34 protein-coding genes are annotated in these 25,993 nt (G+C 39.5%); 30 read left to right on the forward strand and 4 right to left on the reverse strand.

The genetic code is table 11. The features are described 5' to 3' along the window. The first annotated feature begins 170 nt into the window (after positions 1-170). The 4 genes from AB3I72_RS06815 to deoD all read left to right on the forward strand — a co-directional run bounded on the left by AB3I72_RS06815 (position 171) and on the right by deoD (position 3,793). Entirely contained in the window at positions 171-764 is a 594-nt protein-coding gene (locus tag AB3I72_RS06815; RefSeq protein WP_176944791.1) for a TMEM175 family protein, read from the forward strand. A 301-nt stretch (positions 765-1,065) separates the two neighbouring features. Further along, positions 1,066-2,232, forward strand: coding sequence for a phosphopentomutase (gene deoB / locus AB3I72_RS06820; protein WP_002356179.1), 1,167 nt, complete (start codon positions 1,066-1,068; stop codon positions 2,230-2,232). Between the two features lie 16 nt (positions 2,233-2,248). Then, positions 2,249-3,067 (forward strand): purine-nucleoside phosphorylase, encoded by an 819-nt coding sequence (locus AB3I72_RS06825; protein WP_002356180.1) that lies wholly within the window; start codon positions 2,249-2,251, stop codon positions 3,065-3,067. An 18-nt stretch (positions 3,068-3,085) separates the two neighbouring features. After that, a complete protein-coding gene (gene deoD, locus AB3I72_RS06830) occupies positions 3,086-3,793 on the forward strand; it encodes a purine-nucleoside phosphorylase (RefSeq protein WP_002359338.1) in 708 nt (235 codons plus the stop codon). 40 nt (positions 3,794-3,833) lie between these two features. On the opposite strand, the gene AB3I72_RS06835 is transcribed toward deoD, so the two are convergent. Then, positions 3,834-4,772: an iron-hydroxamate ABC transporter substrate-binding protein gene (locus tag AB3I72_RS06835; RefSeq protein WP_368023744.1), complete on the reverse strand. Its 939-nt coding sequence runs from the start codon at positions 4,770-4,772 to the stop codon at positions 3,834-3,836. A gap of 229 nt (positions 4,773-5,001) precedes the next feature. Here AB3I72_RS06835 and AB3I72_RS06840 point away from each other — a divergent pair, with 229 nt between their 5' ends. The 4 genes from AB3I72_RS06840 to AB3I72_RS06855 all read left to right on the forward strand — a co-directional run bounded on the left by AB3I72_RS06840 (position 5,002) and on the right by AB3I72_RS06855 (position 9,132). Beyond that, positions 5,002-5,808 carry an ABC transporter ATP-binding protein gene (locus AB3I72_RS06840; RefSeq protein WP_002373821.1) on the forward strand — a complete coding sequence of 269 codons (807 nt, stop codon included), beginning with the start codon at positions 5,002-5,004 and terminating at the stop codon, positions 5,806-5,808. Continuing rightward, a complete protein-coding gene (locus AB3I72_RS06845; RefSeq protein WP_368023747.1) occupies positions 5,805-6,815 on the forward strand; it encodes a FecCD family ABC transporter permease in 1,011 nt (336 codons plus the stop codon). Before AB3I72_RS06840 ends, AB3I72_RS06845 begins: the two co-directional genes overlap by 4 nt. Further along, positions 6,812-7,816 (forward strand): FecCD family ABC transporter permease, encoded by a 1,005-nt coding sequence (locus tag AB3I72_RS06850; RefSeq protein WP_368023748.1) that lies wholly within the window; start codon positions 6,812-6,814, stop codon positions 7,814-7,816. Before AB3I72_RS06845 ends, AB3I72_RS06850 begins: the two co-directional genes overlap by 4 nt. Positions 7,817-7,929: 113 nt before the next feature. Continuing rightward, positions 7,930-9,132: an iron-containing alcohol dehydrogenase gene (locus AB3I72_RS06855; protein ID WP_368023749.1), complete on the forward strand. Its 1,203-nt coding sequence runs from the start codon at positions 7,930-7,932 to the stop codon at positions 9,130-9,132. Positions 9,133-9,188: 56 nt separating this feature from the next. On the opposite strand, the gene gpmA is transcribed toward AB3I72_RS06855, so the two are convergent. The 3 genes from gpmA to rpiA form a co-directional block, all read right to left on the reverse strand. Continuing rightward, on the reverse strand, positions 9,189-9,875 hold the full coding sequence (gpmA, locus tag AB3I72_RS06860; protein ID WP_002359343.1) for a 2,3-diphosphoglycerate-dependent phosphoglycerate mutase: 687 nt from the start codon (positions 9,873-9,875) through the stop codon (positions 9,189-9,191). Between the two features lie 174 nt (positions 9,876-10,049). Continuing rightward, positions 10,050-10,625, reverse strand: a complete 576-nt coding sequence (locus AB3I72_RS06865; protein WP_002356188.1) for a recombinase family protein — start codon at positions 10,623-10,625, stop codon at positions 10,050-10,052. 41 nt (positions 10,626-10,666) lie between these two features. Then, the gene (gene rpiA, locus AB3I72_RS06870) at positions 10,667-11,347 is read right to left on the reverse strand and encodes a ribose-5-phosphate isomerase RpiA (protein WP_010777349.1); all 681 of its coding nucleotides are present in this window, start codon (positions 11,345-11,347) and stop codon (positions 10,667-10,669) included. 344 nt (positions 11,348-11,691) lie between these two features. On the opposite strand from rpiA, the gene rpsL reads away from it, so the two are divergent. From rpsL to rpsH, 22 genes are all read left to right on the forward strand, one after another. Beyond that, positions 11,692-12,105: a 30S ribosomal protein S12 gene (gene rpsL / locus AB3I72_RS06875; protein WP_002356190.1), complete on the forward strand. Its 414-nt coding sequence runs from the start codon at positions 11,692-11,694 to the stop codon at positions 12,103-12,105. 55 nt (positions 12,106-12,160) lie between these two features. Beyond that, positions 12,161-12,631 carry a 30S ribosomal protein S7 gene (gene rpsG / locus AB3I72_RS06880; RefSeq protein WP_002356191.1) on the forward strand — a complete coding sequence of 157 codons (471 nt, stop codon included), beginning with the start codon at positions 12,161-12,163 and terminating at the stop codon, positions 12,629-12,631. 83 nt (positions 12,632-12,714) lie between these two features. Continuing rightward, complete coding sequence (fusA, locus tag AB3I72_RS06885; RefSeq protein WP_002356192.1) at positions 12,715-14,796, forward strand: elongation factor G; 2,082 nt, start codon at positions 12,715-12,717, stop codon at positions 14,794-14,796. Between the two features lie 150 nt (positions 14,797-14,946). Beyond that, entirely contained in the window at positions 14,947-16,134 is a 1,188-nt protein-coding gene (tuf, locus tag AB3I72_RS06890) for an elongation factor Tu (protein WP_002356194.1), read from the forward strand. A 180-nt stretch (positions 16,135-16,314) separates the two neighbouring features. Next, positions 16,315-17,139: a bifunctional hydroxymethylpyrimidine kinase/phosphomethylpyrimidine kinase gene (gene thiD / locus AB3I72_RS06895; protein WP_002364530.1), complete on the forward strand. Its 825-nt coding sequence runs from the start codon at positions 16,315-16,317 to the stop codon at positions 17,137-17,139. Between the two features lie 270 nt (positions 17,140-17,409). After that, positions 17,410-18,576 (forward strand): cyclopropane-fatty-acyl-phospholipid synthase family protein, encoded by a 1,167-nt coding sequence (locus AB3I72_RS06900; RefSeq protein WP_002391607.1) that lies wholly within the window; start codon positions 17,410-17,412, stop codon positions 18,574-18,576. A gap of 348 nt (positions 18,577-18,924) precedes the next feature. Beyond that, complete coding sequence (gene rpsJ, locus AB3I72_RS06905; RefSeq protein WP_002389727.1) at positions 18,925-19,233, forward strand: 30S ribosomal protein S10; 309 nt, start codon at positions 18,925-18,927, stop codon at positions 19,231-19,233. 21 nt (positions 19,234-19,254) lie between these two features. Then, positions 19,255-19,884: a 50S ribosomal protein L3 gene (gene rplC, locus AB3I72_RS06910; protein WP_002356199.1), complete on the forward strand. Its 630-nt coding sequence runs from the start codon at positions 19,255-19,257 to the stop codon at positions 19,882-19,884. 25 nt (positions 19,885-19,909) lie between these two features. After that, a complete protein-coding gene (gene rplD, locus AB3I72_RS06915; RefSeq protein WP_002356200.1) occupies positions 19,910-20,533 on the forward strand; it encodes a 50S ribosomal protein L4 in 624 nt (207 codons plus the stop codon). After that, positions 20,533-20,823 carry a 50S ribosomal protein L23 gene (locus AB3I72_RS06920; protein WP_002356203.1) on the forward strand — a complete coding sequence of 97 codons (291 nt, stop codon included), beginning with the start codon at positions 20,533-20,535 and terminating at the stop codon, positions 20,821-20,823. The genes rplD and AB3I72_RS06920 overlap by 1 nt, the downstream gene beginning before the upstream one ends. Positions 20,824-20,862: 39 nt before the next feature. Beyond that, positions 20,863-21,693: a 50S ribosomal protein L2 gene (gene rplB, locus AB3I72_RS06925; RefSeq protein WP_002356204.1), complete on the forward strand. Its 831-nt coding sequence runs from the start codon at positions 20,863-20,865 to the stop codon at positions 21,691-21,693. Between the two features lie 42 nt (positions 21,694-21,735). Beyond that, positions 21,736-22,014: a 30S ribosomal protein S19 gene (rpsS, locus tag AB3I72_RS06930; protein WP_002356205.1), complete on the forward strand. Its 279-nt coding sequence runs from the start codon at positions 21,736-21,738 to the stop codon at positions 22,012-22,014. Between the two features lie 21 nt (positions 22,015-22,035). Continuing rightward, positions 22,036-22,383 carry a 50S ribosomal protein L22 gene (gene rplV, locus AB3I72_RS06935; RefSeq protein ID WP_002356206.1) on the forward strand — a complete coding sequence of 116 codons (348 nt, stop codon included), beginning with the start codon at positions 22,036-22,038 and terminating at the stop codon, positions 22,381-22,383. A 66-nt stretch (positions 22,384-22,449) separates the two neighbouring features. Then, entirely contained in the window at positions 22,450-23,106 is a 657-nt protein-coding gene (gene rpsC / locus AB3I72_RS06940) for a 30S ribosomal protein S3 (RefSeq protein WP_002356207.1), read from the forward strand. Positions 23,107-23,108: 2 nt separating this feature from the next. Then, on the forward strand, positions 23,109-23,543 hold the full coding sequence (gene rplP / locus AB3I72_RS06945) for a 50S ribosomal protein L16 (protein ID WP_002356208.1): 435 nt from the start codon (positions 23,109-23,111) through the stop codon (positions 23,541-23,543). Beyond that, the gene (gene rpmC, locus AB3I72_RS06950; protein WP_002383858.1) at positions 23,533-23,721 is read left to right on the forward strand and encodes a 50S ribosomal protein L29; all 189 of its coding nucleotides are present in this window, start codon (positions 23,533-23,535) and stop codon (positions 23,719-23,721) included. The genes rplP and rpmC overlap by 11 nt, the downstream gene beginning before the upstream one ends. Positions 23,722-23,744: 23 nt before the next feature. Further along, on the forward strand, positions 23,745-24,011 hold the full coding sequence (gene rpsQ, locus AB3I72_RS06955) for a 30S ribosomal protein S17 (RefSeq protein WP_002359348.1): 267 nt from the start codon (positions 23,745-23,747) through the stop codon (positions 24,009-24,011). A 57-nt stretch (positions 24,012-24,068) separates the two neighbouring features. Beyond that, entirely contained in the window at positions 24,069-24,437 is a 369-nt protein-coding gene (rplN, locus tag AB3I72_RS06960) for a 50S ribosomal protein L14 (protein WP_002356211.1), read from the forward strand. A 35-nt stretch (positions 24,438-24,472) separates the two neighbouring features. Next, positions 24,473-24,784: a 50S ribosomal protein L24 gene (rplX, locus tag AB3I72_RS06965; protein WP_002356212.1), complete on the forward strand. Its 312-nt coding sequence runs from the start codon at positions 24,473-24,475 to the stop codon at positions 24,782-24,784. Between the two features lie 25 nt (positions 24,785-24,809). Next, complete coding sequence (gene rplE / locus AB3I72_RS06970) at positions 24,810-25,349, forward strand: 50S ribosomal protein L5 (RefSeq protein ID WP_002356213.1); 540 nt, start codon at positions 24,810-24,812, stop codon at positions 25,347-25,349. 18 nt (positions 25,350-25,367) lie between these two features. Then, positions 25,368-25,553, forward strand: a complete 186-nt coding sequence (locus AB3I72_RS06975; RefSeq protein WP_002356214.1) for a type Z 30S ribosomal protein S14 — start codon at positions 25,368-25,370, stop codon at positions 25,551-25,553. A 35-nt stretch (positions 25,554-25,588) separates the two neighbouring features. After that, on the forward strand, positions 25,589-25,987 hold the full coding sequence (rpsH, locus tag AB3I72_RS06980) for a 30S ribosomal protein S8 (protein WP_002356215.1): 399 nt from the start codon (positions 25,589-25,591) through the stop codon (positions 25,985-25,987). Positions 25,988-25,993 lie beyond the last annotated feature (6 nt).

The raw sequence follows: 25,993 nt of genomic DNA on the forward strand, positions 1-25,993 counted from the left end.
AAAAGCGAGTTGATAAAGGTAACTTTTCTTTTGGCTGTTTTTTACAATTCGAAGGAAGTGTCGAAATTTTGAAAAAAACCAAACAGGTCTAGCAGCTTTTTTTCAAAAATCGTTGGTTTTTCTGCTATACTTTTGTTTGTAGTAAGAATAGGAAAAGTGGAGGACGTTCAATGAATAAAACACGTGTAGAAGCATTTAGTGATGCAGTCATTGCCATAATCATGACCATCATGATTTTAGAAATTAAGACTCCTCAAGTGGGTGTTTTGGCAGGTTTGATAGAAAATATCCCATATTTTTTATCGTTTATTGTCAGTTTTATTTTTATCTGTATCGCATGGTACAATCATCATTACATAATGTCCGTAACTCATTGGTTTTCTAAAAAAGCGTTTTGGGCAAATAATTTTTGGTTATTCTCCATGGCCTTCATTCCGGTAGCAACTGCTTGGGTGAGTGAATTTTGGTGGATGCGGGCACCCGTTTATTTTTATCTTGTTGTGTATACGGTTTGGGATTTTGCCTACTTCTTGTTAACAAGGATCATTTATGAAGATAATGTAGTGAAAGATCCACAAGGTGCAGCTAAGTTAAGAAAATCGAAATCTTATAGTAAGGCAACAAAAATCATTCATCTTTGTCTTTTCGTAATCGGATATATCGGCATTTATTTTTATCCACCCATTGGCATTGGTGTGATTTTATCAGAAGCGGTTATCTGGTATTTAAATGTGCCAAAAGAGGGAGATCGCTTGGAGTGTTAAAAGTTTCGATTGTATAAAGAGTCGTGTTCTTTTTAAGGAGCAGGCTATTCGAAAAAAACAATAAAAAAGTTTCCTAATTCCGGTGGGAGACTTTTTTTCTTTCAGTTTTTAAGCCCTGCTAAAATCGAAGGAATCAGTGAAAATTTTAATGCTCTTTCAGGCAATAATAGCGGATTCATGGTATAATTGAAGAGCTGAGAATAAATAGATTATTCTATTTGATTCTCGAGACTATTTAAAAGGCTAGCGTAAAATAATTGTCATTCTTGACGTATTTACGACCTTAGAGGAGGAAGCAAGTGTGTTTAAACGTGTTCATTTAATCGTACTAGATTCAGTCGGTATTGGTGAAGCACCAGATGCTGAAAAATTTGGAGATGTCGGCAGTGATACACTGGGTCATATTGCCAAAGAAGCGGGACTAACCATTCCTCATTTAGAAAAACTTGGATTGGGAACTATTGCTCCTTTAACAGGTGTCAAAGCAGTGGCAGACCACGATGGCTATGCCACCAAATTAGAAGAAATTTCTGTTGGAAAAGATACTATGACCGGTCACTGGGAAATTATGGGCTTGAACATCAAAAAACCTTTTCGGGTATTCCCAAACGGCTTTCCTGAAGAATTACTGAAACAAATTGAAGATTTTTCTGGGCGAAAAGTTGTTTGTAACAAACCATATAGCGGGACAGCAGTCATTGATGATTATGGCGAACATCAAATGAAAACTGGGGATTTAATTGTTTATACTTCAGCAGACCCTGTTTTACAAATTGCGGCGCATGAAGACATTATTCCATTAGAAGAATTGTATAAAATTTGTCAATATGTTCGTGACATTACGAAAGACGAACCTTATATGATTGGTCGGATTATCGCCCGCCCGTATGTTGGTGAACCAGGTAATTTCACTCGAACCAGTAACCGTCATGACTATGCTTTAGATCCTTTTGGCCATACTGTTTTAGATTCGTTAAAAGAAAACGGCAATGATGTGATCGCTGTTGGGAAAATTAACGATATATTTAATGGACAAGGAATTACTGAAGCTATCCGCACGAAGAGCAATATGGATGGGGTGGATCAATTATTAACGGTCATGAACAAAGATTTCACAGGTTTAAGTTTTACTAACTTAGTGGATTTCGATGCGCTGTATGGCCACCGTCGTGATGTGAAGGGCTATGCAAAAGCCATCGAAGATTTTGATGGTCGTTTGCCAGAGATTATGGCAGCTATGGCCGAAGATGATTTGCTTTTAATTACAGCAGATCACGGGAATGATCCAACTTTCCCAGGAACAGACCACACACGTGAATATGTGCCTTTATTGGCTTATAGTAAAAAAATGACAAAACAAGGCAGCTTGCCACAAGGATTTTATTCAGATATTTCAGCAACGATTGCTGAAAACTTTGAAGTTCCTGCAACGGAAAACGGTCAAAGCTTTTTAAATCAATTACAATAATTCGAGGAGGCAACACATGACAACGTTAACGAACCATTTAAACGAAACAACTGAGTTTTTGAAAGAAAAAGGGGTGCAACAAGCAGACTTCGGTCTAATCTTAGGTTCAGGGTTAGGTGAATTAGCTAATGAAATAACCGATGCGATTGCTATTCCTTTCTCTGAAATTCCCCATTTTTCTGTTTCAACAGTCGTTGGACATGCTGGACAATTAGTTTACGGAACGCTTTCTGGAAAAAAAGTTTTGGCGATGCAAGGACGTTTTCATTATTATGAAGGACATTCGATGCAAACGGTCACTTATCCTGTTCGTGTGATGGCTGCTTTAGGCATTCATTCAATGATTGTAACCAACGCAGCTGGTGGCGTAAATGAAACATATACACCGGGGAATTTGATGTTAATCAATGACCACATTAATTTTACAGGCGATAATCCGTTAATTGGTGAAAATGATGAAGAAATCGGGCCGCGTTTTCCAGATATGAGTCATGCTTACACGCAAGAATATCGGGAAGTGGCAAAAAAAGTGGCTGCGGAACAAAATATTGATTTAAAAGAAGGCGTGTATATGGGCTTTTCTGGCCCGACATATGAAACGCCTGCAGAAATTCGGATGTCACGGACGATGGGTGCGGATGCAGTTGGCATGTCAACTGTTTCGGAGGTTATTGTAGCTGTGCATAGTGGCATGAAAGTACTAGGTATCTCTTGTATTACGAATTTAGCAGCTGGTATGCAAAGTAGTTTAAATCATGCAGAAGTAGTTGAAACAACTGAACGCGTTAAAGGACAATTCAAAGAGTTAGTGAAAGCAACACTAGCAGCTTTATAAAAAAAGGAGTAAACCAGAATGAGTGTGCATATCGAAGCAAAACCAGGTGAAATTGCCGATAAAATTTTACTACCAGGGGATCCCCTCCGAGCAAAATATATTGCGGAAACTTTTTTAGAGAATCCTGTCTGCTATAATCAAGTTCGTGGGATGTTAGGTTACACAGGAACGTATAAGGGACAGCGTGTTTCGGTCCAAGGGACAGGGATGGGGATGCCTTCAGCAGGTATTTATGCCCATGAGTTAATTAACTCTTACGATGTGAAGAAGTTAATTCGTGTTGGTACGTGTGGTTCTATTTCAGAAAAAGTCAACGTTCGTGAATTAGTTATCGCACAAGCAGCAGCGACACCTTCTTCCGCGATTCGTAATGATTTTCCTAAATATGATTTTCCACAAATTGCGAGCTTTGATCTTTTACTCAAATCTTACGAAATTGCTAAAGCAAAAGGCTTTACTACCCATGTTGGTAACGTATTGTCAGATGATGTTTTTTACAAAGATAGCTTAGATGATGTCTTTCGTTTAGGTCGATACGGGGTATTAGCGATTGAAATGGAAGCGGCAATGTTATATTATTTAGCAGCAAAATTTGATGTAGAAGCATTGGCGATTATGACGGTGAGTGATAGCTTGGTGACAGGCGAAGAAACAACGGCAGAAGAACGCCAAACGACGTTTAATGAAATGATTGAAGTTGGTTTAGAAACGGCAATTGCTAATTAAAAAAATGCTTGGATGATTATTTTCATCCAAGCATTTTTTTTTAATTTAAGAGCGCTTTTTTTACATCTTCAACAATTTGAGTATTCGCAATAGGTCCGTTGTATAACCAACTACTTTTTTTATCATAGGTATGAACTTGGTTATTTTTCACAGCAGGTAAGTTCTTCCAAATCGATTCTTGGAAAAGAGGTGCTGATTCATCACTGTTTACAAGGAAAATATGGTCTGCGTCAAGCTCAGCTAATTTTTCTAAAGAAACTTGATTCCAATCCGCAGTAGCATTTTTAGAAATTTCTTCCACTAATTTTGGAACTTGGAGGCCTAAGTCTTGATAGAGCACGGTTCCACTTGAACGATTATCGCTAACCATAAAGATTTGGTTGTTGGTTACCCATAAGACTGCCGCAGATTTGCCAGCATCTTTTTTGCCAAGGTCTTCTTGGACGCCTTTGGTTAAGGTATCATAATCTTCTAACACTTTTTTCGCTTGTTCTTTTTTATCTAAAACAGTGGCAATATCTTCCAATTGATCACGCCAAGTGACATTTTCGCCATTTTTGACCACATAAGTTGGCGCTATTTTACTGTATTCTTTGTATTTACCGCCTTCAACTAGAGCAGATGAACTGATTAATAATAAGTCAGGTTCAAATTTTAGAACCGCTTCATATGGCAAGTCATAGGAAATAGTGGGGACATCTTTCAATTCTTTCGCTAAATAATCTTGAATGCTGCCTTGTCCAACTGTCCATTGTGCCACTGTTTTTTCTCCTAATGCAACTAGATAATCTTCTAAATAGCTCGCAATAATCCGTTTGGGTTTCGCGGGGACGGTTACTTTATTGCCTAAGGTATCTGTTACTTCATGTGTTTTGTCAGCGTTGTTGGCTTCTTTATTCGTATTACCACAAGCTGCGAGTAAGAATGAACCAAGAAGAAGGGTTGTACCAATTAGGACCGTCTTTTTTAAAAGTTTCATTGTGTAACTCCTTTATTTTTAGTTGATAACGATTCTCATTATCAGTTAAAAACGACCGTTTGTCAATCATCGCTTGCTTTTTTGAGCAAATAAGTTGCATTTTTTAGATAATTCGTTTTTTGATTGGAAGAAACATTGCTTTTTAAGGAAGGGTCTTTTATAATCAAGGAACAATGAGTGAGAACGATTCTCAATAAATGTAAAATAACGACAGAAAAATTAAAGAGGAATGGTTATGAATTATTTAGAGGCAGAGGACTTAACTACAGGATATGGACGTCAAGTGATTAGTGAAGCGCTGAACTGTTCATTTGAAGCGGGAACTATTACAAGTATTATTGGACCAAATGGTTGTGGCAAATCGACCTTGTTAAAAACACTTGCGCGTATTTTGCCAGCTGAGAAAGGCAAGGTGTTCATTAAGAACCAAGAACTTCAACATTTTTCTTCAAAAGAAGTAGCACAAGAACTAGCGATTTTATCACAAACGCCAGAAAATACAATCGATTTATCTGTTTTTGACCTCGTCTCTTTCGGGCGATATCCTTATCAATCGGGCTGGAAAAGTGTCACCAAAGAAGATCAAGAGTACATACAATGGGCATTAGAATTAACAGGCTTAACTGAGTTAGCTAGAGAGTCTGTGGCAATTTTATCAGGTGGACAACGTCAACGGGTTTGGATTGCTATGGCGCTAGTGCAGGATACAGATATTTTAATTTTAGATGAACCGACCACCTATTTGGATCCAGCGCATCAGCTAGAAATTTTAAATGTGTTAAAACGAATTAATCAAGAACATCAGAAAACTATCGTGATGACGATTCATGATATTAATTTAGCTTCTCGTTTTTCTGATCGCGTGATTGCGATGAAAGAGGGAAAGATTATCAATGAGGGAACACCGCAAGAAGTGATTACTGTTACTGGCTTAGCGGATGTTTTCGCTATTCAAGCAGAAATTAGTTATCATAGTCAGACACAGCGGCCACTAGTGCTTTCTTATGAGTTGATGGAAATGGAGCTGGATGGATGAAAGGCATAAGCGGATTTTATAGACACCAATGGCAAGTGTTACTTGTCTGTCTTTTTTTGCTACTGGGGACAATGCTTCTGTCGCTGATGTTTGGTGCGACGTCGGTTTCGATTCAAACGATTATTGAATCATTTACGCACTTCGATGCGACCAATCAAGCGCATCAAGTCATCCAAACGGTTCGGTTGCCGCGGATTTTAGGGGCCACTTTTGTGGGAGCAAGTTTAGCGGTGAGTGGGGCGTTAGCGCAAGGGATTACGCAAAACCCATTGGCAGATTCTGGCTTGCTGGGTATCAATGCTGGGGCTGGCTTGGGCTTAGCGCTTGTTTTTGCTTTCCTCCCTCAGGCAAGTTATTGGTGGCTTTTAGTTGTTTCTTTTCTTGGTGCCGGCGTGAGTGTGGCACTGATTTATTATCTTTCTAATCATTCAATTCGAGGAGCAAGCCCAATGCGTCTGACCTTGGTGGGAGCTGGTATTAGTGCCCTTTTTTTATCATTTAGTCAATTCTTAGCCATTCAGTTCAATTTGAGTCAAGAGTTAACGTTTTGGTTTCTTGGCGGTGTCAGCGTTATTTCTTGGGCACAATTAAAAATAGTCGTCCCGATCTTTCTGGGCGCATTTGCATTAGCAATTCTGATCAGTCCGTCGGTGACTATTTTACGGTTTGGCGATGATGCAACAATTGGTTTGGGGCGAAATCCGCAGCGTATTCGGTTGTTCGCCAGTATAACGATTTTGCTTTTATCAGGATTGTCTGTGGCGCTGGTTGGCTCGGTCAGTTTTGTTGGTTTGGTGGTGCCTCATGTGATGCGAACAGTTTCTGGAGAAAATTACCGTCGCTTGATTCCGTTCTCGGCGTTAGGCGGTGCGCTCCTCGTTTTGGTGGCAGATTTAATCGCTCGAATGGTGAATCCGCCTTTTGAAACACCATTTGGGATTATCACGGCCTTAATTGGCATCCCATTCTTTCTTTATTTATTTCGTAAAGGAGGGCAACTAGGATGACACAGAAAAAAGTGTCCCGTTGGGTGGCTATCTTAATAGTTGGGATTATCCTAACTGCTTGTATCAGTTTAACGCAAGGGGAATTATCTGTTTCCTTCATGGATTTAAAAGCCCTTATTTTGGGACAGGGAAGTCAGGCCAAACAACTGTTAGTTTGGGATTTTCGGTTACCACGGATTGTACTTGCGGTCCTAGCGGGCGCAGCTTTAGGCTTAAGCGGTGCTATTCTTCAAGGGATTACTCGGAATCCGTTGGCAGATACTGGGATTTTAGGTATTAATGCGGGTGCGGGTTTGGCAGTGATTTTGTTTATTAGTTTTATTGAAACGACAAGTATCACGACGTTTGCACTTCCGCTCGTGGCCTTAGTTGGCGGCTTGCTAGCGGCTGTTGGGATTTTGGTAATCGCGTATCATCATCGTTTAGGATTGACGCCAGTTCGAATGGTCTTAGCGGGTGTCATTTTGAGTACGGGTATTTCAGCACTCACCTTATTAATTACATCAAAAATTGACACTGAAAAGTACCGTTTTGTTACAATGTGGCAAGCAGGCAGTATCTGGGGCAGTAATTGGTTCTTTGTGGGCGCTTTGTTGCCTTGGCTAGTCCTCGGGTTCTTTTTTGCGATGAAGCGTCATCGTCTGTTGGATATTTTACAATTGGGGGACGAAACAGCTATTTCTGTAGGTATTGCTGTGAAAAAAGAACGAATCGTTTCGTTGCTGTTAGCGGTGATGTTGGCGGCTTCAGCGATTTCCGTTACAGGGGGAATTAATTTTTTAGGTTTACTTGCGCCACATATTGCTCGCAAATGTGGTTTTACGCAACAAAAACAGGTATTGCCATTGGCGGCGTTGTTTGGGAGTTTACTTTTATTGTTTAGTGATACGATTGGTCGGCTATTGCCTGGCAATGGAGAAATGCCTGCAGGGATTATTGTTGCGATCATCGGTGCGCCTTATTTTCTTTATTTGTTAATCAAAACAAGCGATTCGTTATAAAAAAGAATCAAAAGCTGGGTCAAGCGATCGTTGTGAAAGCAACTGTCATTTGCTCGGCTTTTTTATTGGCGGATTTTTGAAAAAATAGTATGATAAATGCGTAAGAGCATTGAATGGAGGATGAAAGAATGGAAAACTTTAATTTTTATGTACCAACAGACATCCGTTTTGGGAAAGATCGTTTAGACGAATTACCTGCTGTGTTAGATCAATTTGGCAAAAATGTCTTACTTGTTTATGGTGGCGGTAGTATCAAACGTAATGGCTTGTACCAACAAATTACTGATTTGGCCCAAAAAAACGGGCATACACTGATTGAGTTGAGCGATGTCGAACCAAACCCGCGCATTGAAACCGTTAGAAAAGGAATTGAGTTGTGTAAAGAAAACCAAGTCGATGTTATTTTAGCAGTTGGCGGTGGTTCAACCATTGATTGTTCCAAAGCAATTGCTGCGGGCTTTTATTCGGAAGAAGATATCTGGACAGTTATTGCAGCCAGAAAAGGGTATACTGGTCCTGCTTTACCAATCGTGACCATCTTGACTTTAGCAGCGACAGGTAGTGAAATGAACGCAGGTGCTGTCATTTCTAACTTAGAAACCAATCAAAAATTAGGCTTTGGTGGTCCAAATATGATTCCAAAAGTTTCGTTCTTGGATCCAACGAATACTTTTACGGTTCCTCAAAATCAAACAGCAGCTGGCTCAGCGGATATTTTCAGTCATTTGATTGAAAACTATTTTAGTATTTCGACAGGCACGGATGTCCAAGATTTTGTGTCAGAAGGCTTAATGCGAACGGTTATCAAAAATTGTCCTATTGCTTTAGAAAATCCAGAAGATTATGATGCACGTGCTAATTTAATGTGGGCAAGTAGTTTAGCCTTAAATGGTTTAACAGGGCGCGGCAAACAAGGTGTTTGGTCTTGTCACCCAATGGAACATGAATTAAGTGCGTTTTATGACATTACGCATGGGATTGGCTTAGCAATTTTAACGCCTCGTTGGATGAATTACGTTTTGTCTGAACAAACCGTAGGCAAGTTTGCACAGTTTGCTCGAAATGTGTGGGGAATAGTCGAACAAGAAGAGGAAGTAGCAGCGAAAAAAGGTATTCAAGCATTGTATGATTACTTTGTAGCTTGTGGCATTCCAATGACATTACCAGAAGTTGGCATCGAAGCAGATAAATTTGAAGAAATGGCACAACAAGCTGTGGCCCATAGTGCAATTGCCGAAAAGGCTTATGTACCATTGGATGCAGCGGACATAGTAGCGATTTATAAAGATTGTTTAACCGAAAGTCAATTTATTTAATCCATAAAAAAGCGGTTTGCCTTGGCAAACCGCTTTTGTTAATAAGAAACAAGTTCTTATAAGTAGTATTTTTCTTTCACAGTTAAATCATCGTTTAATTCATAAACTAATGGTTTACCTGTTGGGATTTCAAGATCCATAATATCTTCATCAGAAATGCCTTCGATGTGTTTAGCTAAAGCACGTAATGAATTACCATGAGCCGCTACTAAGACAGTTTTGTTGTCTTTTAAAGCTGGCGCAATTTCATCTTGCCAGAATGGTAATGCACGTTCCAAAGTAACTTTCAAGTTTTCGCCACCAGGAATATCGCGTTGGTCTAACATTGCATAACGACGGTCGTTTGCTGCAGAACCTTCATCTGTTGCTTCCATTAATGGAGGAAGAGTATCGTAAGAACGACGCCAGATGTGGACTTGTTCGTCTCCGTATTTTTCAGCAGTTTCTTTTTTGTTTAGTCCTTGTAATTTACCATAGTGACGTTCGTTTAAGCGCCAAGATTTGATTTGAGGTACCCATAATTGATCTGAGTATTCTAGTAAATAGTTACAAGTTTTGATGGCACGAGTTAAAACAGAAGTATAAGCAACGTCGAATTCGATGCCTGCTTCTTTAATTTTACGGCCACCTTCTTTTGCTTCTTCAACACCTTCAGGTGCTAAATCTACGTCAGCCCATCCAGTAAATTGGTTTAAGGCATTCCATTCGCTAAGTCCATGACGAGAAAAAACTAATTTTGGCATGTATAAGCTCTCCTTTGAGTTTAGTTTTCTGAAAATAAGATTTCCACGTTTATTGTACACCGTTTTGCGCAAGATTTCCAATGGAAAATAGTAAAAAAACGTGAAAGTTGCTGAAAAATTAGAGTGAAATCGAATCAAAAAAGAAGCCCCATCTGAAGGACTTCTTTTTTATTCTTAGGAATACAGCCGCTCGACATCTGTCTCAGGTAAATTGATGTACTTATAACAAGTGCCCACCGAAACGCCGCATTTATTAGAAATAAATTGGATTGTTTCTTTGTTTTCATAATATAATGCACGGATTTTGCGGACGGTACGTCCATCAATTTTTGGACGTCCACCTACTTTTCCGTTTTCACGAGCTTTGTGGAGCCCGACGAGTGTTCGTTCTTTAATTAGTGCACATTCCATCGCAGATAAGCTCTCCATTAATTGGAAATAGGCTTCACCTGTTGGAAGGTGAGTATCAATTCCTTCTGAAATGCTGACAAAATCAACTTGTTTTTCCTTTAACATTTTCATAAAGTCTGTTAATTGGCGGGTTGTTTTACCTAAATGGTGCAATTTACAAACAATAAGTGTATCCCCAGCAGAAAGAAGTTTTTCGACTTCGTCTAAGACACTGATCTCCGCTTGAGGATCAAATGTCTCTTGGAAAATATCATCACAACCAAACGATTGGAGAGTGGTTAGTTGATTTTTTAAATCGTCTTCAATAATAGTTGTGCGTGCGTAACCAATTCGTTTCATATATTATCCTTCCTATATAAATAATCTTTTTTCACACATTCTTAACGTGCGGGAACATGTAAGGTTTTCGGTCCATCTTCATAACCGACGATTACCATAGAAACCATATTTAAAAATAAGCCGTGTTCAACGACGCCAACCAAGTTGTCCAAATAAGAACCTAAAGCTTCTGGATCTGTAATTTTTTCTAAATGCAAATCGATGATATGGTGGCCTCCATCTGTTATTAATGTTTCGCCAGCAGCGTTTAGACGAAGTGTTGGGTGATAGCCTTTTTCTTCAAATAAATGCACTAGTTGGCAGCTGCCATAAGGGACAACCTCAACAGGAAGTGGGAAAGCCCCTAAATCGTCCACCATTTTTGATTTATCCACAATCCAAATACATTTCTTTGAATAAGTGGCCACAATTTTTTCAAAAAGTAAGGCAGCGCCACCGCCTTTGATTCCTTGAAAATCAGCGCTGATTTCATCGGCGCCATCAATCGTAAGATCCACATACGGAACCTCATCAATACCCTTTAAAGGAATGCCCAAGGCCAAGGCTTGTTTCTCTGTTTCTTTTGAAGTAGTAACCCCTACGATTGACAATCCTTCTTCTTTTACGCGACGACCAATTTCGTCTACCATAAATTTTGCTGTTGAGCCAGTACCCAAACCGACAATCATGCCGTCTTCTACATATTTTGCAGCTTCGATTCCTACCATTTGTTTCAGATTCATCGCTGTTTTCCGCCCCCTTCAATAGTCAAAGATATTGTACCGTTATTTAACTAAAAAAGATAGAAAGTTTTTGAAAAAGTCATAAAAATTTTTAAAGAAAAAGTGCATTTAAATAGAAGGAAAAGCTTTTTTACGAAAGGCGAAAGAAGAGGGTTGACAGCTGATACTTATCGTGGTATCCTAACAAAGGTGCTTTATCTACAGGTTCCTTATAGGGACGTGCTGACTGTCTATCAAAGCATATTTGATAAAGAGTGCAGAGATTGCATTATTTTTTATCGCGAAAAAAGAACCACCTGGATGTGTGGAACTAGAAGCGAAGTAAGGAAGGAGGAGAACAAGGAATGCCTACAATTAACCAATTAGTACGTAAACCTCGTAAATCTAAAGTAGAAAAATCTGATTCACCAGCCTTAAACAAAGGATATAACAGTTTTAAGAAAACTCAAACAAACGTTAACTCTCCGCAAAAACGTGGAGTTTGTACACGTGTGGGTACGATGACACCTAAAAAACCGAACTCAGCTTTACGTAAATATGCCCGTGTTCGTTTGTCAAACTTAATCGAAGTTACAGCTTATATCCCAGGTATCGGTCACAACTTACAAGAACACAGCGTGGTATTATTACGTGGTGGACGTGTAAAAGACTTACCAGGGGTACGTTACCATATCGTTCGTGGTGCGCTTGATACTGCCGGTGTTAACGACCGTAAACAAAGCCGCTCTAAATACGGTACAAAACGTCCTAAAGCTTAATTATAATAAGACAATAACAACTTGAAAAATCATATTTCGGAAGGAGGAGTTACGGATGCCTCGTAAAGGTCCTGTTGCAAAACGTGATGTTTTACCAGATCCAATTTATAACTCAAAATTAGTAACTCGCTTAATCAACCGTGTAATGGTTGACGGTAAACGCGGGATTGCTGCTAACATTATCTATAATTCATTTGATATCATCAAAGAATCTACAGGTAACGATCCATTGGAAGTTTTTGAACAAGCAATGAAAAACGTTATGCCTGTTCTTGAAGTTAAAGCACGTCGTGTTGGGGGTTCTAACTACCAAGTACCAGTTGAAGTTCGTCCAGAACGTCGTACAACTTTAGGTTTACGTTGGGTAGTTAACTACGCACGTCTACGTGGTGAACACACAATGGAAGAACGTCTAGCGAAAGAAATCATGGATGCTGCTAACAACACTGGCGCTTCTGTTAAAAAACGCGAAGACACACACAAAATGGCAGACGCAAACCGCGCATTTGCTCATTATCGTTGGTAAGATCCTCTCTGTCTGTCGCGTAAAGTGGCAGCAGAAAGTCAATTTACAATCGATTTAAATAAAGAGAGGAGTAAACATACAAAATGGCAAGAGAATTTTCACTTGAAAAAACTCGTAACATTGGTATCATGGCCCACGTTGATGCTGGTAAAACAACAACAACTGAGCGTATCTTGTACTACACTGGTAAAATCCATAAAATCGGTGAAACCCATGAAGGTGCTTCACAAATGGACTGGATGGAACAAGAACAAGAACGTGGTATCACGATTACATCCGCTGCGACAACTGCACAGTGGAAAGGCTACCGTGTAAATATCATCGATACTCCAGGACACGTGGACTTCACAATTGAAGTACAACGTTCTCTACGCGTATTAGATGGTGCGGTAACAGTTCTTGACTCTCAATCAGGTGTAGAACCTCAAACAGAAACTGTTTGGCGTCAAGCGACTGAATATAAAGTTCCTCGTATTGTATTCTGTAACAAAATGGATAAAATCGGTGCGGACTTCTTCTATTCAGTAGAATCATTACATGATCGTTTACAAGCAAACGCTCATCCAATTCAAATTCCAATCGGAGCTGAAGAAGACTTCACTGGAATCATTGACTTGATTAAAATGAAAGCTGAAATCTACACAAATGATTTGGGAACAGATATTCAAGAAACTGATATTCCTGAAGATTATTTAGAAAAAGCGCAAGAATGGCGCGAAAAATTAGTTGAAGCTGTTGCTGAAACTGACGAAGACTTAATGATGAAATATCTTGAAGGTGAAGAAATCACTGAAGAAGAATTAGTCGCTGGTATCCGTCAAGCAACAATCAACGTTGAGTTCTTCCCTGTATTAGCTGGTTCAGCATTCAAGAATAAAGGGGTTCAATTAATGTTGGACGCTGTTCTTGATTACTTACCATCTCCATTAGATATCGATGCTATCAAAGGGATCGATACTAAAACAGACGAAGAAACAACTCGTCCAGCTGATGACGAAGCACCTTTCGCTTCATTAGCATTTAAAGTTATGACTGACCCATTCGTAGGTCGTTTAACTTTCTTCCGTGTTTATTCTGGTGTCCTTGAAAGTGGTTCATACGTATTGAACGCTTCAAAAGGCAAAAAAGAACGTATCGGTCGTATCCTACAAATGCACGCCAACACTCGTCAAGAAATTGACAAAGTGTACTCTGGTGATATCGCTGCTGCTGTTGGTCTGAAAGACACAACAACTGGTGATACATTATGTGCATTAGATGCACCAGTTATTCTTGAATCTATTGAATTCCCTGATCCAGTTATCCAAGTCGCTGTTGAACCTAAATCAAAAGCTGACCAAGATAAAATGGGCGTGGCTCTACAAAAACTTGCTGAAGAAGATCCATCATTCCGCGTTGAAACAAACGTTGAAACTGGTGAAACAGTTATCTCTGGTATGGGTGAATTGCACTTAGACGTTTTAGTAGACCGTATGAAACGTGAATTCAAAGTTGAAGCTAACGTAGGTGCTCCTCAAGTATCTTACCGCGAAACATTCCGTGCTGCGACTAAAGCAGAAGGTAAATTCGTTCGTCAGTCTGGTGGTAAAGGACAATACGGTCACGTATGGGTTGAATTTACACCAAATGAAGAAGGTAAAGGCTTCGAGTTTGAAAACGCAATTGTCGGTGGTGTGGTTCCTCGTGAATACATCCCAGCAGTTGAAAAAGGGTTAGAAGACTCTATGAACAACGGTGTTCTTGCTGGTTATCCATTAGTTGATATCAAAGCAAAACTTTACGATGGTTCATACCACGATGTCGATTCAAATGAAACGGCCTTCCGTGTAGCTGCTTCTATGGCATTGAAAGCTGCGGCTAAAAATGCAAACCCAGTTATTTTAGAACCAATGATGAAAGTTACAATTACTGTTCCTGAAGATTACTTAGGTGATATCATGGGACACGTAACAAGTCGTCGTGGACGTGTTGAAGGTATGGAAGCACACGGTAACTCTCAAATCGTTAATGCGATGGTACCTTTAGCTGAAATGTTTGGTTATGCTACAACATTACGTTCAGCAACACAAGGACGCGGTACATTTATGATGGTATTTGACCACTATGAAGACGTACCTAAGTCTGTTCAAGAAGAAATCATCAAGAAAAACGGCGGCAACGCATAATTTTCCTTGAGAATAAAAGGTTTGTTTTTAGAACTATCCTTTTTTCAAGATTTCGTGTAAAATAGCTTATGATGATCAGACGATTTTTAGTAACGTCTATCACATATAAAACAAACAATAAAATTTATATTTTTAGGAGGAACATTCAAAATGGCAAAAGAAAAATTTGACCGTTCTAAATCCCATGTTAACATTGGTACTATCGGACACGTTGACCATGGTAAAACTACATTAACAGCTGCAATTGCTACTGTATTATCAAAACACGGTGGCGGGGAAGCACAAAGCTACGATTCTATCGATAACGCTCCAGAAGAAAAAGAACGTGGAATCACAATCAACACTTCTCATATCGAATATGAAACTGAAACTCGTCACTATGCACACGTTGACTGCCCAGGACACGCGGACTACGTTAAAAACATGATCACTGGTGCTGCTCAAATGGACGGAGCTATCTTAGTAGTTTCTGCTGCTGATGGTCCTATGCCTCAAACACGTGAACATATCTTATTATCACGTAACGTTGGTGTACCATACATCGTTGTATTCTTAAACAAAATGGATATGGTTGATGACGAAGAATTATTAGAATTAGTAGAAATGGAAGTTCGTGACTTATTATCAGAATACGATTTCCCAGGCGATGATGTTCCAGTTATCGCAGGTTCTGCTTTGAAAGCTTTAGAAGGCGACGAGTCTTATGAAGAAAAAATCTTAGAATTAATGGCTGCAGTTGACGAATATATCCCAACTCCAGAACGTGATACTGACAAACCATTCATGATGCCAGTCGAAGACGTATTCTCAATCACTGGACGTGGTACTGTTGCTACAGGCCGTGTTGAACGTGGTGAAGTTCGCGTTGGTGACGAAGTTGAAATCGTTGGTATTAAAGACGAAACATCTAAAACAACTGTTACAGGTGTTGAAATGTTCCGTAAATTATTAGACTACGCTGAAGCAGGCGACAACATCGGTGCTTTATTACGTGGTGTTGCACGTGAAGATATCGAACGTGGACAAGTATTAGCTAAACCAGCTACAATCACTCCACACACAAAATTCAAAGCTGAAGTATACGTATTATCAAAAGAAGAAGGCGGACGTCATACTCCATTCTTCACTAACTACCGTCCTCAATTCTACTTCCGTACAACAGACGTTACTGGTGTTGTAGAATTGCCAGAAGGTACTGAAATGGTAATGCCTGGTGATAACGTTGCTATGGACGTTGAATTAATTCACCCAATCGCTATCGAAGACGGAACTCGTTTCTCTATTCGTGAAGGCGGACGTACTGTAGGTTCAGGCGTTGTTACTGAAATCGTTAAATAATTAACTTTTTAACTATAGCTTTAACCAGCGTAAAAAACTGGGGTATTCGGACGTAAGACCAGAGAATTTATTCTCTGGTCTTTTTTTGTTTAGAAATTGGCTGGCTAAAAAATAAGCCAATTGGCTGTTTTAGCAGACTTGTTTCTTCCGTATACTTGGAGAAAAAGGTTAGGTGATTCGATGGAAAAAGTATTGACGATTGCAGGCTCCGATTCAACTGGAGGGGCAGGGATTCAAGCAGATTTAAAAACATTTGAAGAGTATGGAGTTTTTGGATTTTCAAGTTTAACCTCGATTGTGACGATGGATCCTACGACAGGCTGGTCGCATGAAGTGACTGAATTGCCAGAAACGCTCTTAGAAAAACAATTGATTTCGGTTTTTGCAGGCGGTCCAGTAGCGGCCTTGAAAACAGGGATGATGGGCAATGAACAAAACATTAAAATGGCTAGCAAATACATTAAACAAGAGAAAATTCAAAAAGTCGTGATTGACCCAGTCATTGCTTGTAAGGGAACGGCACAAATTCTGCAACCCAAAAGTGTGGAAGGCCTAAAAAACGATTTACTGCCATTAGCATTAGTTGCCACGCCTAATTTAATTGAAGCGGGCATCTTATCTGGTTTAGGCGAAATTTCTTCCGTGGCGGAGATGGAAGAAGCGGCAAAACGAATTGTACAAATGGGAGCCAAACATGTCGTGGTTAAAGGGGGACATCGCTTAGCTGGTGAAAAAGCACTGGACTTGTTTTACGATGGTCACACCGCGCATCTTTTGGAAAATGAATTATATCCTACTGATTATAATCATGGTGCAGGTTGTACTTTTTCAGCGGCAATCACAGCCGGCTTGGCGAAAGGTTATTCGGTGTTAGAAGCAGTAACTTTAGCAAAAAAATTTGTAGCAGCGGCGATTAAACACGGTATTCAAGTTAATCCTTATGTGGGGCACGTGTGGCATGGTGCATACACCCATGCGGAACAACGGATGCGTAAGAAAGCATAATGTTTAGAACTAGAGGAGTCTGTCAAGGACTGGCTCTAGTTTTTTTGTGATAAAGAATAACAATAGTAGGTATTACGTTAAAAGAATGTTCAAATTTTTAAAAGAGGAGTAGAATAGAACTGTAATTGCAAAAAAGAAGCGGAACATAGAAGGGGTGTTAACTTTTCTGTGCTTCAGTTTAGAACGGACTGTGGTGTTTGTTTTGACGAACTGCCGGAAAGCGACTTCTTTTTGTTTTGGCTTCAAATGGTATTTAATGGAGGGAATGCAATGTTAGAAAAAGAAACGTACAGTCAACTGTTTAAATGGTCTTTTTCAAAAAAGACACAAGTCACATACTGGGATGGTACCGTCAAAGAGTATGGGCAAGGGTCGGGGGATCCGGTTTTTAAAATTGTATTCAATGAAAAAATTCCTGTGAAGGATTTACTGAATAACGCTTCGTTAACTTTAGGGGAAGCCTACATGGATCGCAAAATTGAAATCGAAGGCGATATCCAAGCGCTGATTTATGATGTGTATAACCAAAAGGATAGCTTTTTACACAATGCTAAATTTATTAAATGGCTTCCTAAAGAAAGTCATTCAAAAAAACGTTCACAAGAAGATATTCACAGCCATTACGATCTAGGAAATGATTTTTACAAAAAATGGCTTGACCAAACAATGACGTATTCGTGCGCCTATTTTAAAACGCCTGAAGATACATTAGAACAAGCGCAAGTGAATAAAGTGCATCATATTTTAGATAAATTGTTTATCAAAGAGGGCGACACTTTACTGGATATTGGCTGCGGCTGGGGCACGTTAATTTTAACTGCGGTGAAAGAATACGGAGCCAAAGCAACTGGGATTACATTAAGTGAAGAGCAATTTCATCATATTCGCCATATTATAGAAAAAGAAGGCCTACAAGATCGAATGACTGTCAAATTGATGGATTATCGTGATTTAAAAGGAGAGTCTTTTGACCATATTACGAGTGTCGGGATGTTTGAACATGTCGGTGCAGAAAATCTACATGAATATTTTGACGTCGTTCAACGAAATTTAGCGCCTAAAGGTACGGCGTTGATTCATGGGATCAGTCGCCAACAAGGTGGGGCTAAAAATGCTTGGATTAATCGTTATATTTTCCCTGGTGGCTATATTCCTGGTGTCACTGAGCTAGTCGGTCATATGACAGAAAATGACTTGCAAGTGATTGACTTGGAAAGTTTGCGCAGAGATTATCAATTGACGTTGGAACATTGGACAAAAAACTTCCATAATATAGAAGCAGAAATTGTTGACGAAAAAGGCGAGCGCTTCTATCGAATGTGGGACTTATATTTGCAAGCATGTGCAGCCTCATTCCAAGCAAGCAATATTGATGTTATTCAATATTTATTGGTTCATCCAGATAACAATGATATTCCAATGCGCCGGATTGGTTAATAGAATAAAAAAGAAAGAATTTGAGATTCTGGTAAAAAAGGAATCTCAAATTCTTTTTTTATAAAAATAGAATGAAAAGAATTGAAAAACAAAACAAATGCTTTTCAAAACAAGAAAAAATTCTTTCAAAAAAACGCAGAAAATCCTTGCTAACACTATCCTTTCATAGTATAATCAAAAAGGTGCTGTTTACAGGAGTGTAAAAAGCATTGGTAGATCAACGATTTGATTTGCCGGCTGTGAAGCGAGAGGTTGCGACACGCTCGGACGCTTTGCCATGAACGAGCATGCCGGATAAATTTTCGTGGAGCTATGTCTACTTTTAAAATAGGCGAAGGAGGGAACAAGATGGCAAAACAAAAAATTCGTATCCGTTTAAAAGCGTATGAACACCGTATTTTAGATCAATCAGCGGATAAAATTGTGGAAACAGCAAAAAGAACTGGAGCTGACGTATCAGGTCCGATTCCATTACCAACAGAACGCTCACTTTACACAGTTATTCGTGCGACTCATAAATACAAAGATTCTCGCGAACAATTCGAAATGCGTACTCACAAACGTCTAATTGACATTGTGAACCCAACACCAAAAACAGTTGACGCTCTAATGAAGCTTGACTTACCGTCTGGTGTTAATATTGAAATCAAACTATAAAATTAAGATGGAGGTGTACTCATGACCAAAGGAATCTTAGGGAAAAAAGTGGGAATGACACAAATCTTTACTGAGTCTGGTGAATTAATTCCAGTAACAGTAGTTGAAGCTACGCCAAACGTAGTTTTACAAGTAAAAACTGTTGAAACTGACGGATACGAAGCTATCCAAGTTGGTTACCAAGACAAACGTGAAGTTTTATCAAACAAACCTGCGAAAGGTCATGTTGCAAAAGCAAACACGGCTCCTAAGCGCTTCATTAAAGAATTCAAGAATGTTGAGCTAGGAGAATATGAAGTAGGTAAAGAAATCAAAGTAGATGTTTTCCAAGCAGGAGACGTTGTTGATGTTACAGGTACTACGAAAGGTAAAGGATTCCAAGGGGCAATCAAACGTCACGGCCAAAGCCGCGGACCTATGTCTCATGGTTCTCGTTATCACCGTCGTCCTGGGTCAATGGGTCCAGTAGCGCCTAACCGTGTATTTAAAAATAAACGACTAGCCGGCCGTATGGGTGGCGACCGCGTAACAATTCAAAACCTTGAAGTTGTTAAAGTGGACGTAGAAAGAAATGTTATCTTAATCAAAGGAAACATTCCTGGAGCGAAAAAATCTTTAATCACAATCAAATCAGCTGTGAAAGCTAAATAAGTGTAGGGAAAGGAGGAACTAAGGAATGCCGAATGTAGCATTATTCAAACAAGATGGAACTCAAAACGGTGAAATCACTTTAAATGAAGAAATCTTCGGAATCGAACCTAATGAAAGTGTTGTCTATGATGCAATCATCATGCAACGTGCTTCATTAAGACAAGGAACACACGCAGTTAAAAACCGTAGCGCTGTTCGTGGCGGTGGCCGCAAACCATGGCGTCAAAAAGGAACTGGTCGTGCTCGTCAAGGTTCAATCCGTTCACCACAATGGCGTGGAGGTGGCGTAGTCTTTGGACCAACACCGCGTTCATACAGCTACAAACTTCCTAAAAAAGTTCGTCGCTTAGCAATGAAATCTGTATTATCAGACAAAGTTGCTGAAAATAACTTGGTAGCAGTAGAAGGTTTAAGCTTCGATGCACCAAAAACAAAAGAATTCAAACAAGTTCTTGCTAACTTGTCTATCGATACTAAAGTATTAGTTGTTTTAGAAAATGGTAACGACTTTGCAGCTTTATCAGCTCGTAACTTACCAAACGTTTCTGTAGTAACTTCTGATAACGTTAGTGTGTTAGATGTTGTGTCAGCTAACAAAGTCTTGGCAACACAAACAGCTCTTACTCAAATTGAGGAGGTGCTTGCATAATGGAATTACTAGACGTAATCAAACGCCCAGTGATCACTGAAAAATCCATGTTAGCTATGGACGAAAAGAAATATACTTTCGAAGTGGACACTCGCGCAAACAAAACTTTAGTAAAACAAGCTGTTGAATCAGCATTCGATGTTAAAGTAGCAAACGTAAACATCTTAAACGTGCGTCCAAAATTCAAACGCATGGGTAAATATGCAGGTTATACAAAAAAACGTCGCAAAGCGATCGTTACATTAACTGAAGATTCAAAAGAAATTCAATTATTCGAAGCTGCTGAATAAGCAGTCCTGAACAATATCAACGTAGGAGGGAAATAAGACGTGGCGATTAAAAAGTACAAACCTACCACAAATGGCCGTCGTAACATGACAAGTTCTGATTTCGCTGAAATCACAACTTCAACACCAGAAAAATCATTGTTACAGCCATTAAAAAACAATGCCGGTCGTAACAACAACGGTCGCATTACGGTTCGTCACCAAGGTGGCGGTCACAAACGTCAATACCGTGTGATTGACTTCAAACGTAATAAAGATAACGTCGCAGCGGTTGTTAAAACGATCGAGTACGATCCAAACCGTTCTGCTAACATCGCGTTAGTTCATTACGAAGACGGGGTTAAGGCATACATCTTAGCACCAAAAGGATTAGAAGTAGGCATGCGCCTAGTATCTGGTCCAGAAGCAGATATTAAAGTAGGTAACGCATTACCATTGGAAAACATTCCAGTTGGTACAGTTATCCACAACATTGAAATGAAACCTGGTAAAGGTGGACAATTAATCCGTTCAGCTGGAACAAGCGCGCAAGTACTTGGTAAAGAAGGCAAATACGTATTAATCCGCTTAAACTCTGGCGAAGTTCGTATGATCTTAGCAACTTGCCGTGCAACAATCGGTTCAGTTGGTAACGAACAACACGAATTAATCAACATTGGTAAAGCTGGCCGCTCTCGTTGGATGCGTAAACGCCCAACTGTTCGTGGTAGCGTAATGAACCCTAACGATCACCCACACGGTGGTGGTGAAGGTAAAACACCAATTGGACGTAAAGCGCCAGTATCTCCATGGGGTCAACCAGCAATTGGATACAAAACACGTAATAAAAAAGCTAAATCAGACAAACTTATCGTTCGTCGTCGTACTAAATAATTTTTTTGACCATGTGTCGTACATTTTGAGAGGAGGTTCACCATGGGTCGTAGTTTAAAAAAAGGACCTTTCGTCGATGATCATTTGATGAAAAAGGTCGAAGCACAACAAGGTGCCGAAAAGAAAAAAGTAATTAAAACTTGGTCTCGCCGCTCTACAATTTTTCCATCATTCGTAGGTTTCACAATCGCTGTATATGATGGACGGAAACATGTCCCTGTTTACATTCAAGAAGACATGGTAGGACATAAATTAGGTGAATTTGCACCAACTAGAACTTATCGTGGCCACGTTGCTGACGATAAAAAAACTAAACGCTAATTTTGAGGGGAGGATATGCAAATGTCAGAACAAATTACATCAGCTAAAGCAACTGCAAAAACAGTTCGCACTTCACCTCGTAAAGCACGTTTAGTAATCGATCTTATCAGAGGGAAAAGCGTTGCGGATGCAATTTCAATCTTGAAATTCACACCGAACAAGTCTGCTGGAATCATTGAAAAAGTTTTAATGTCAGCAGTTGCTAACGCAGAAAACAACTTTGACTTAGACGTTGAAAGCTTAGTCGTATCTGAAGCATTTGTTAACGAAGGACCAACAATGAAACGTTTCCGTCCTCGTGCAAAAGGTTCAGCTTCACCAATCAACAAACGTACTAGTCACATCACAGTAGTTGTAACAGAGAAATAAGTCTCATGAAATAGGCTGTTTTCTTTATGAAAACAGAGCTTAAACATTTAAGAGGAGGGACAATCAGTGGGTCAAAAAGTACATCCAATTGGAATGCGTGTAGGCATCATCCGCGACTGGGATGCGAAATGGTATGCTGAAAAAGAGTATGCTGAATTCTTACACGAAGATTTAAGAATCCGTAAATTTATCGCAACAAAACTTGCTGATGCTGCTGTATCTACAATTGAAATCGAACGCGCTGCAAACCGTGTTAACATTTCAATTCACACAGCTAAACCAGGTATGGTTATCGGTAAAGGCGGATCTGAAGTCGAAAACCTAAGAAAAGAATTAAACAAATTAACTGGCAAACGAGTTCACATCAACATCGTTGAAATCAAAAAACCAGATTTAGATGCAAAATTAGTAGGCGAAGGAATTGCACGTCAATTAGAAAACCGTGTTGCTTTCCGTCGTGCTCAAAAACAAGCCATCCAACGCGCAATGCGTGCTGGCGCTAAAGGAATCAAAACTCAAGTATCAGGTCGTCTAAACGGTGCGGATATCGCTCGTTCAGAAGGATACTCTGAAGGAACTGTACCACTTCATACATTACGTGCGGACATTGATTACGCATGGGAAGAAGCGGACACTACTTACGGAAAACTAGGAGTTAAAGTGTGGATCTATCGTGGAGAAATTCTTCCAACGAAAAAAAACACTGAGAAAGGAGGGAAATAATCATGTTAGTACCTAAACGTGTAAAACACCGTCGTGAATTCCGCGGAAAAATGCGCGGTGAAGCTAAAGGCGGAAAAGAAGTAGCATTTGGTGAATGGGGTTTACAAGCAACTGAATCTCACTGGATTACTAACCGTCAAATCGAAGCAGCCCGTATTGCAATGACTCGTTACATGAAACGTGGCGGGAAAGTATGGATTAAAATTTTCCCTCACAAGTCTTACACAAGTAAAGCTATCGGCGTACGTATGGGTAAAGGTAAAGGGGCACCAGAAGGCTGGGTATCACCAGTTAAACGTGGTAAAATCATGTTTGAAATCGCAGGCGTTCCTGAAGAAGTAGCTCGTGAAGCTCTTCGTCTTGCATCTCACAAATTGCCGGTAAAAACTAAGATCGTAAAACGTGAGGAAATGGGTGGTGAATCGAATGAAGGTTAAAGAAATCAGAGAATTAACCACTGCCGAAATGCTAGATAAAGAAAAACAATTAAAAGAAGAATTGTTCAACTTAAGATTCCAATTAGCAACAGGTCAATTAGAAAACACTGCACGTATTAAAGAAGTACGTCAATCGATTGCACGCATCAAAACAGTATTGCGTGAACAAGCTAACTAATAGTGGAAGGAGGCCAAACGCGTATGACTGAAGAAAGAAATCAACGTAAAGTTTACCAAGGTCGCGTGGTATCAGACAAAATGGATAAAACAATCACAGTTGTCGTTGAAACAAAGAAAAACCACCCTATCTATGGCAAACGTATGAAATATTCTAAAAAATATAAAGCGCATGATGAAAACAACACAGCGAAAGTTGGAGACATCGTAAAAATCATGGAAACTCGTCCATTATCAGCTACAAAACGTTTCCGTTTACTAGAGGTAGTCGAAGAAGCAGTTATTATCTAATAAAACGAGAATTTCCTAATAGATTGAAGCACAAAATCTGAAAGGGGGATACACATCGTGATCCAACAAGAAAGTCGTTTAAGAGTCGCTGACAATTCTGGCGCACGTGAAATTTTAACGATCAAAGTCCTAGGCGGATCTGGTCGTAAAACTGCTAACATCGGTGACGTTATTGTTGCTACTGTCAAACAAGCAACGCCAGGTGGGGTTGTTAAAAAAGGTGAAGTAGTTAAAGCCGTTATCGTTCGTACAAAATCTGGCGCTCGTCGTGCTGACGGTTCTTACATCAAATTTGATGAAAATGCTGCGGTAATTATCCGTGACGATAAAAGCCCACGCGGAACACGTATCTTCGGACCAGTTGCACGTGAATTACGTGAAAACAACTTCATGAAGATCGTTTCTCTAGCACCAGAAGTATTATAATCTCGAGCCCACGTTAAAGGAGGTGCGAAACAGTAATGTTTGTTAAAAAAGGCGATAAAGTAAAAGTTATCACTGGTAAAGATAAAAACAAAGAAGGCGTTGTCTTAGCAGCGTTTCCTAAACAAGATAAAGTTATCGTTGAAGGTGTCAACGTCGTTAAAAAACACCAAAAACCAAACCAAGCAGCCCCACAAGGTGGAATCCTTGAAGTGGAAGCGCCAATTCATGTTTCTAATGTAATGGTGATTGATCCTTCAAACGGAGAAGCTACTAAAGTTGCGTTTAAAGAAGTCGACGGCAAAAAAGTCCGCGTTTCTAAAAAAACAGGTGAAGTTTTAGATAAATAAAAATTGCGGAAGGAGGGCTTACTGAATGAACCGCCTGAAAGAAAAATATATTAAAGAAGTAACACCATCATTGGTGGAAAAATTTAATTACAGCTCAGTTATGCAAACACCTAAAGTTGATAAAATCGTTATCAACATGGGTGTGGGTGATGCAGTATCAAATGCTAAAAACTTAGACAAAGCTGTTGAAGAATTAGCATTAATCACTGGTCAAAAACCACTTATCACAAAAGCTAAAAAATCTATCGCTGGATTCCGTTTACGTGAAGGAATGCCAATCGGTGCGAAAGTAACGCTACGCGGCGAAAGAATGTACGAATTTTTAGATAAATTAGTAACAGTTTCTTTACCTCGTGTACGTGACTTCCACGGTGTCAGCAAAAAAGCTTTCGATGGTCGTGGTAACTATACTTTAGGTATTAAAGAACAATTAATCTTCCCAGAAGTTGATTATGATTTAGTAGATAAAGTACGCGGTATGGACATCGTAATTGTTACAACAGCGAACACTGACGAAGAGTCTCGCGAATTGTTGGCACAATTAGGTATGCCATTCCAAAAATAATATAAGGAGGCGAACTACGTGGCTAAAAAATCAATGATTGCTAAAAACAAACGTCCTGCTAAACATTCAACACAAGCTTATACTCGTTGTGAACGTTGTGGACGTCCACATTCAGTTTATCGTAAATTTCATCTTTGCCGTATTTGCTTCCGCGAACTTGCCTATAAAGGTCAAATTCCCGGCGTGAAGAAAGCTAGCTGGTAAACAAGTAAACTCGCATAAAGGAGGTAAATAGTTCAATGGTCATGACAGATCCAATTGCAGATTTTCTAACTCGCATTCGTAATGCGAACATGGTTAAACATGAAACTTTAGAAGTACCTGCTTCAAAAATCAAACGTGATATCGCAGAAATCCTGAAACGTGAAGGATTTATCCGCGACGTAGAATACATCGAAGATGACAAACAAGGCGTAATCCGTGTTTTCCTAAAATATGGTAAAAACGAAGAACGTGTTATCACAAACTTAAAACGTATTTCTAAACCAGGTTTACGTGCATACGTAAAAGCTGACGAAGTACCAAAAGTATTAAACGGTCTAGGAATTGCAATCATCTCTACATCAGAGGGTGTAATTACTGACAAAGAAGCTAGAGCGAAAAATATCGGCGGCGAAGTAATCGCCTACGTATGGTAATTCTAA

This window comes from Enterococcus sp. GC34 (assembly GCF_040886645.1).
Lineage (GTDB): Bacteria > Bacillota > Bacilli > Lactobacillales > Enterococcaceae > Enterococcus > Enterococcus faecalis.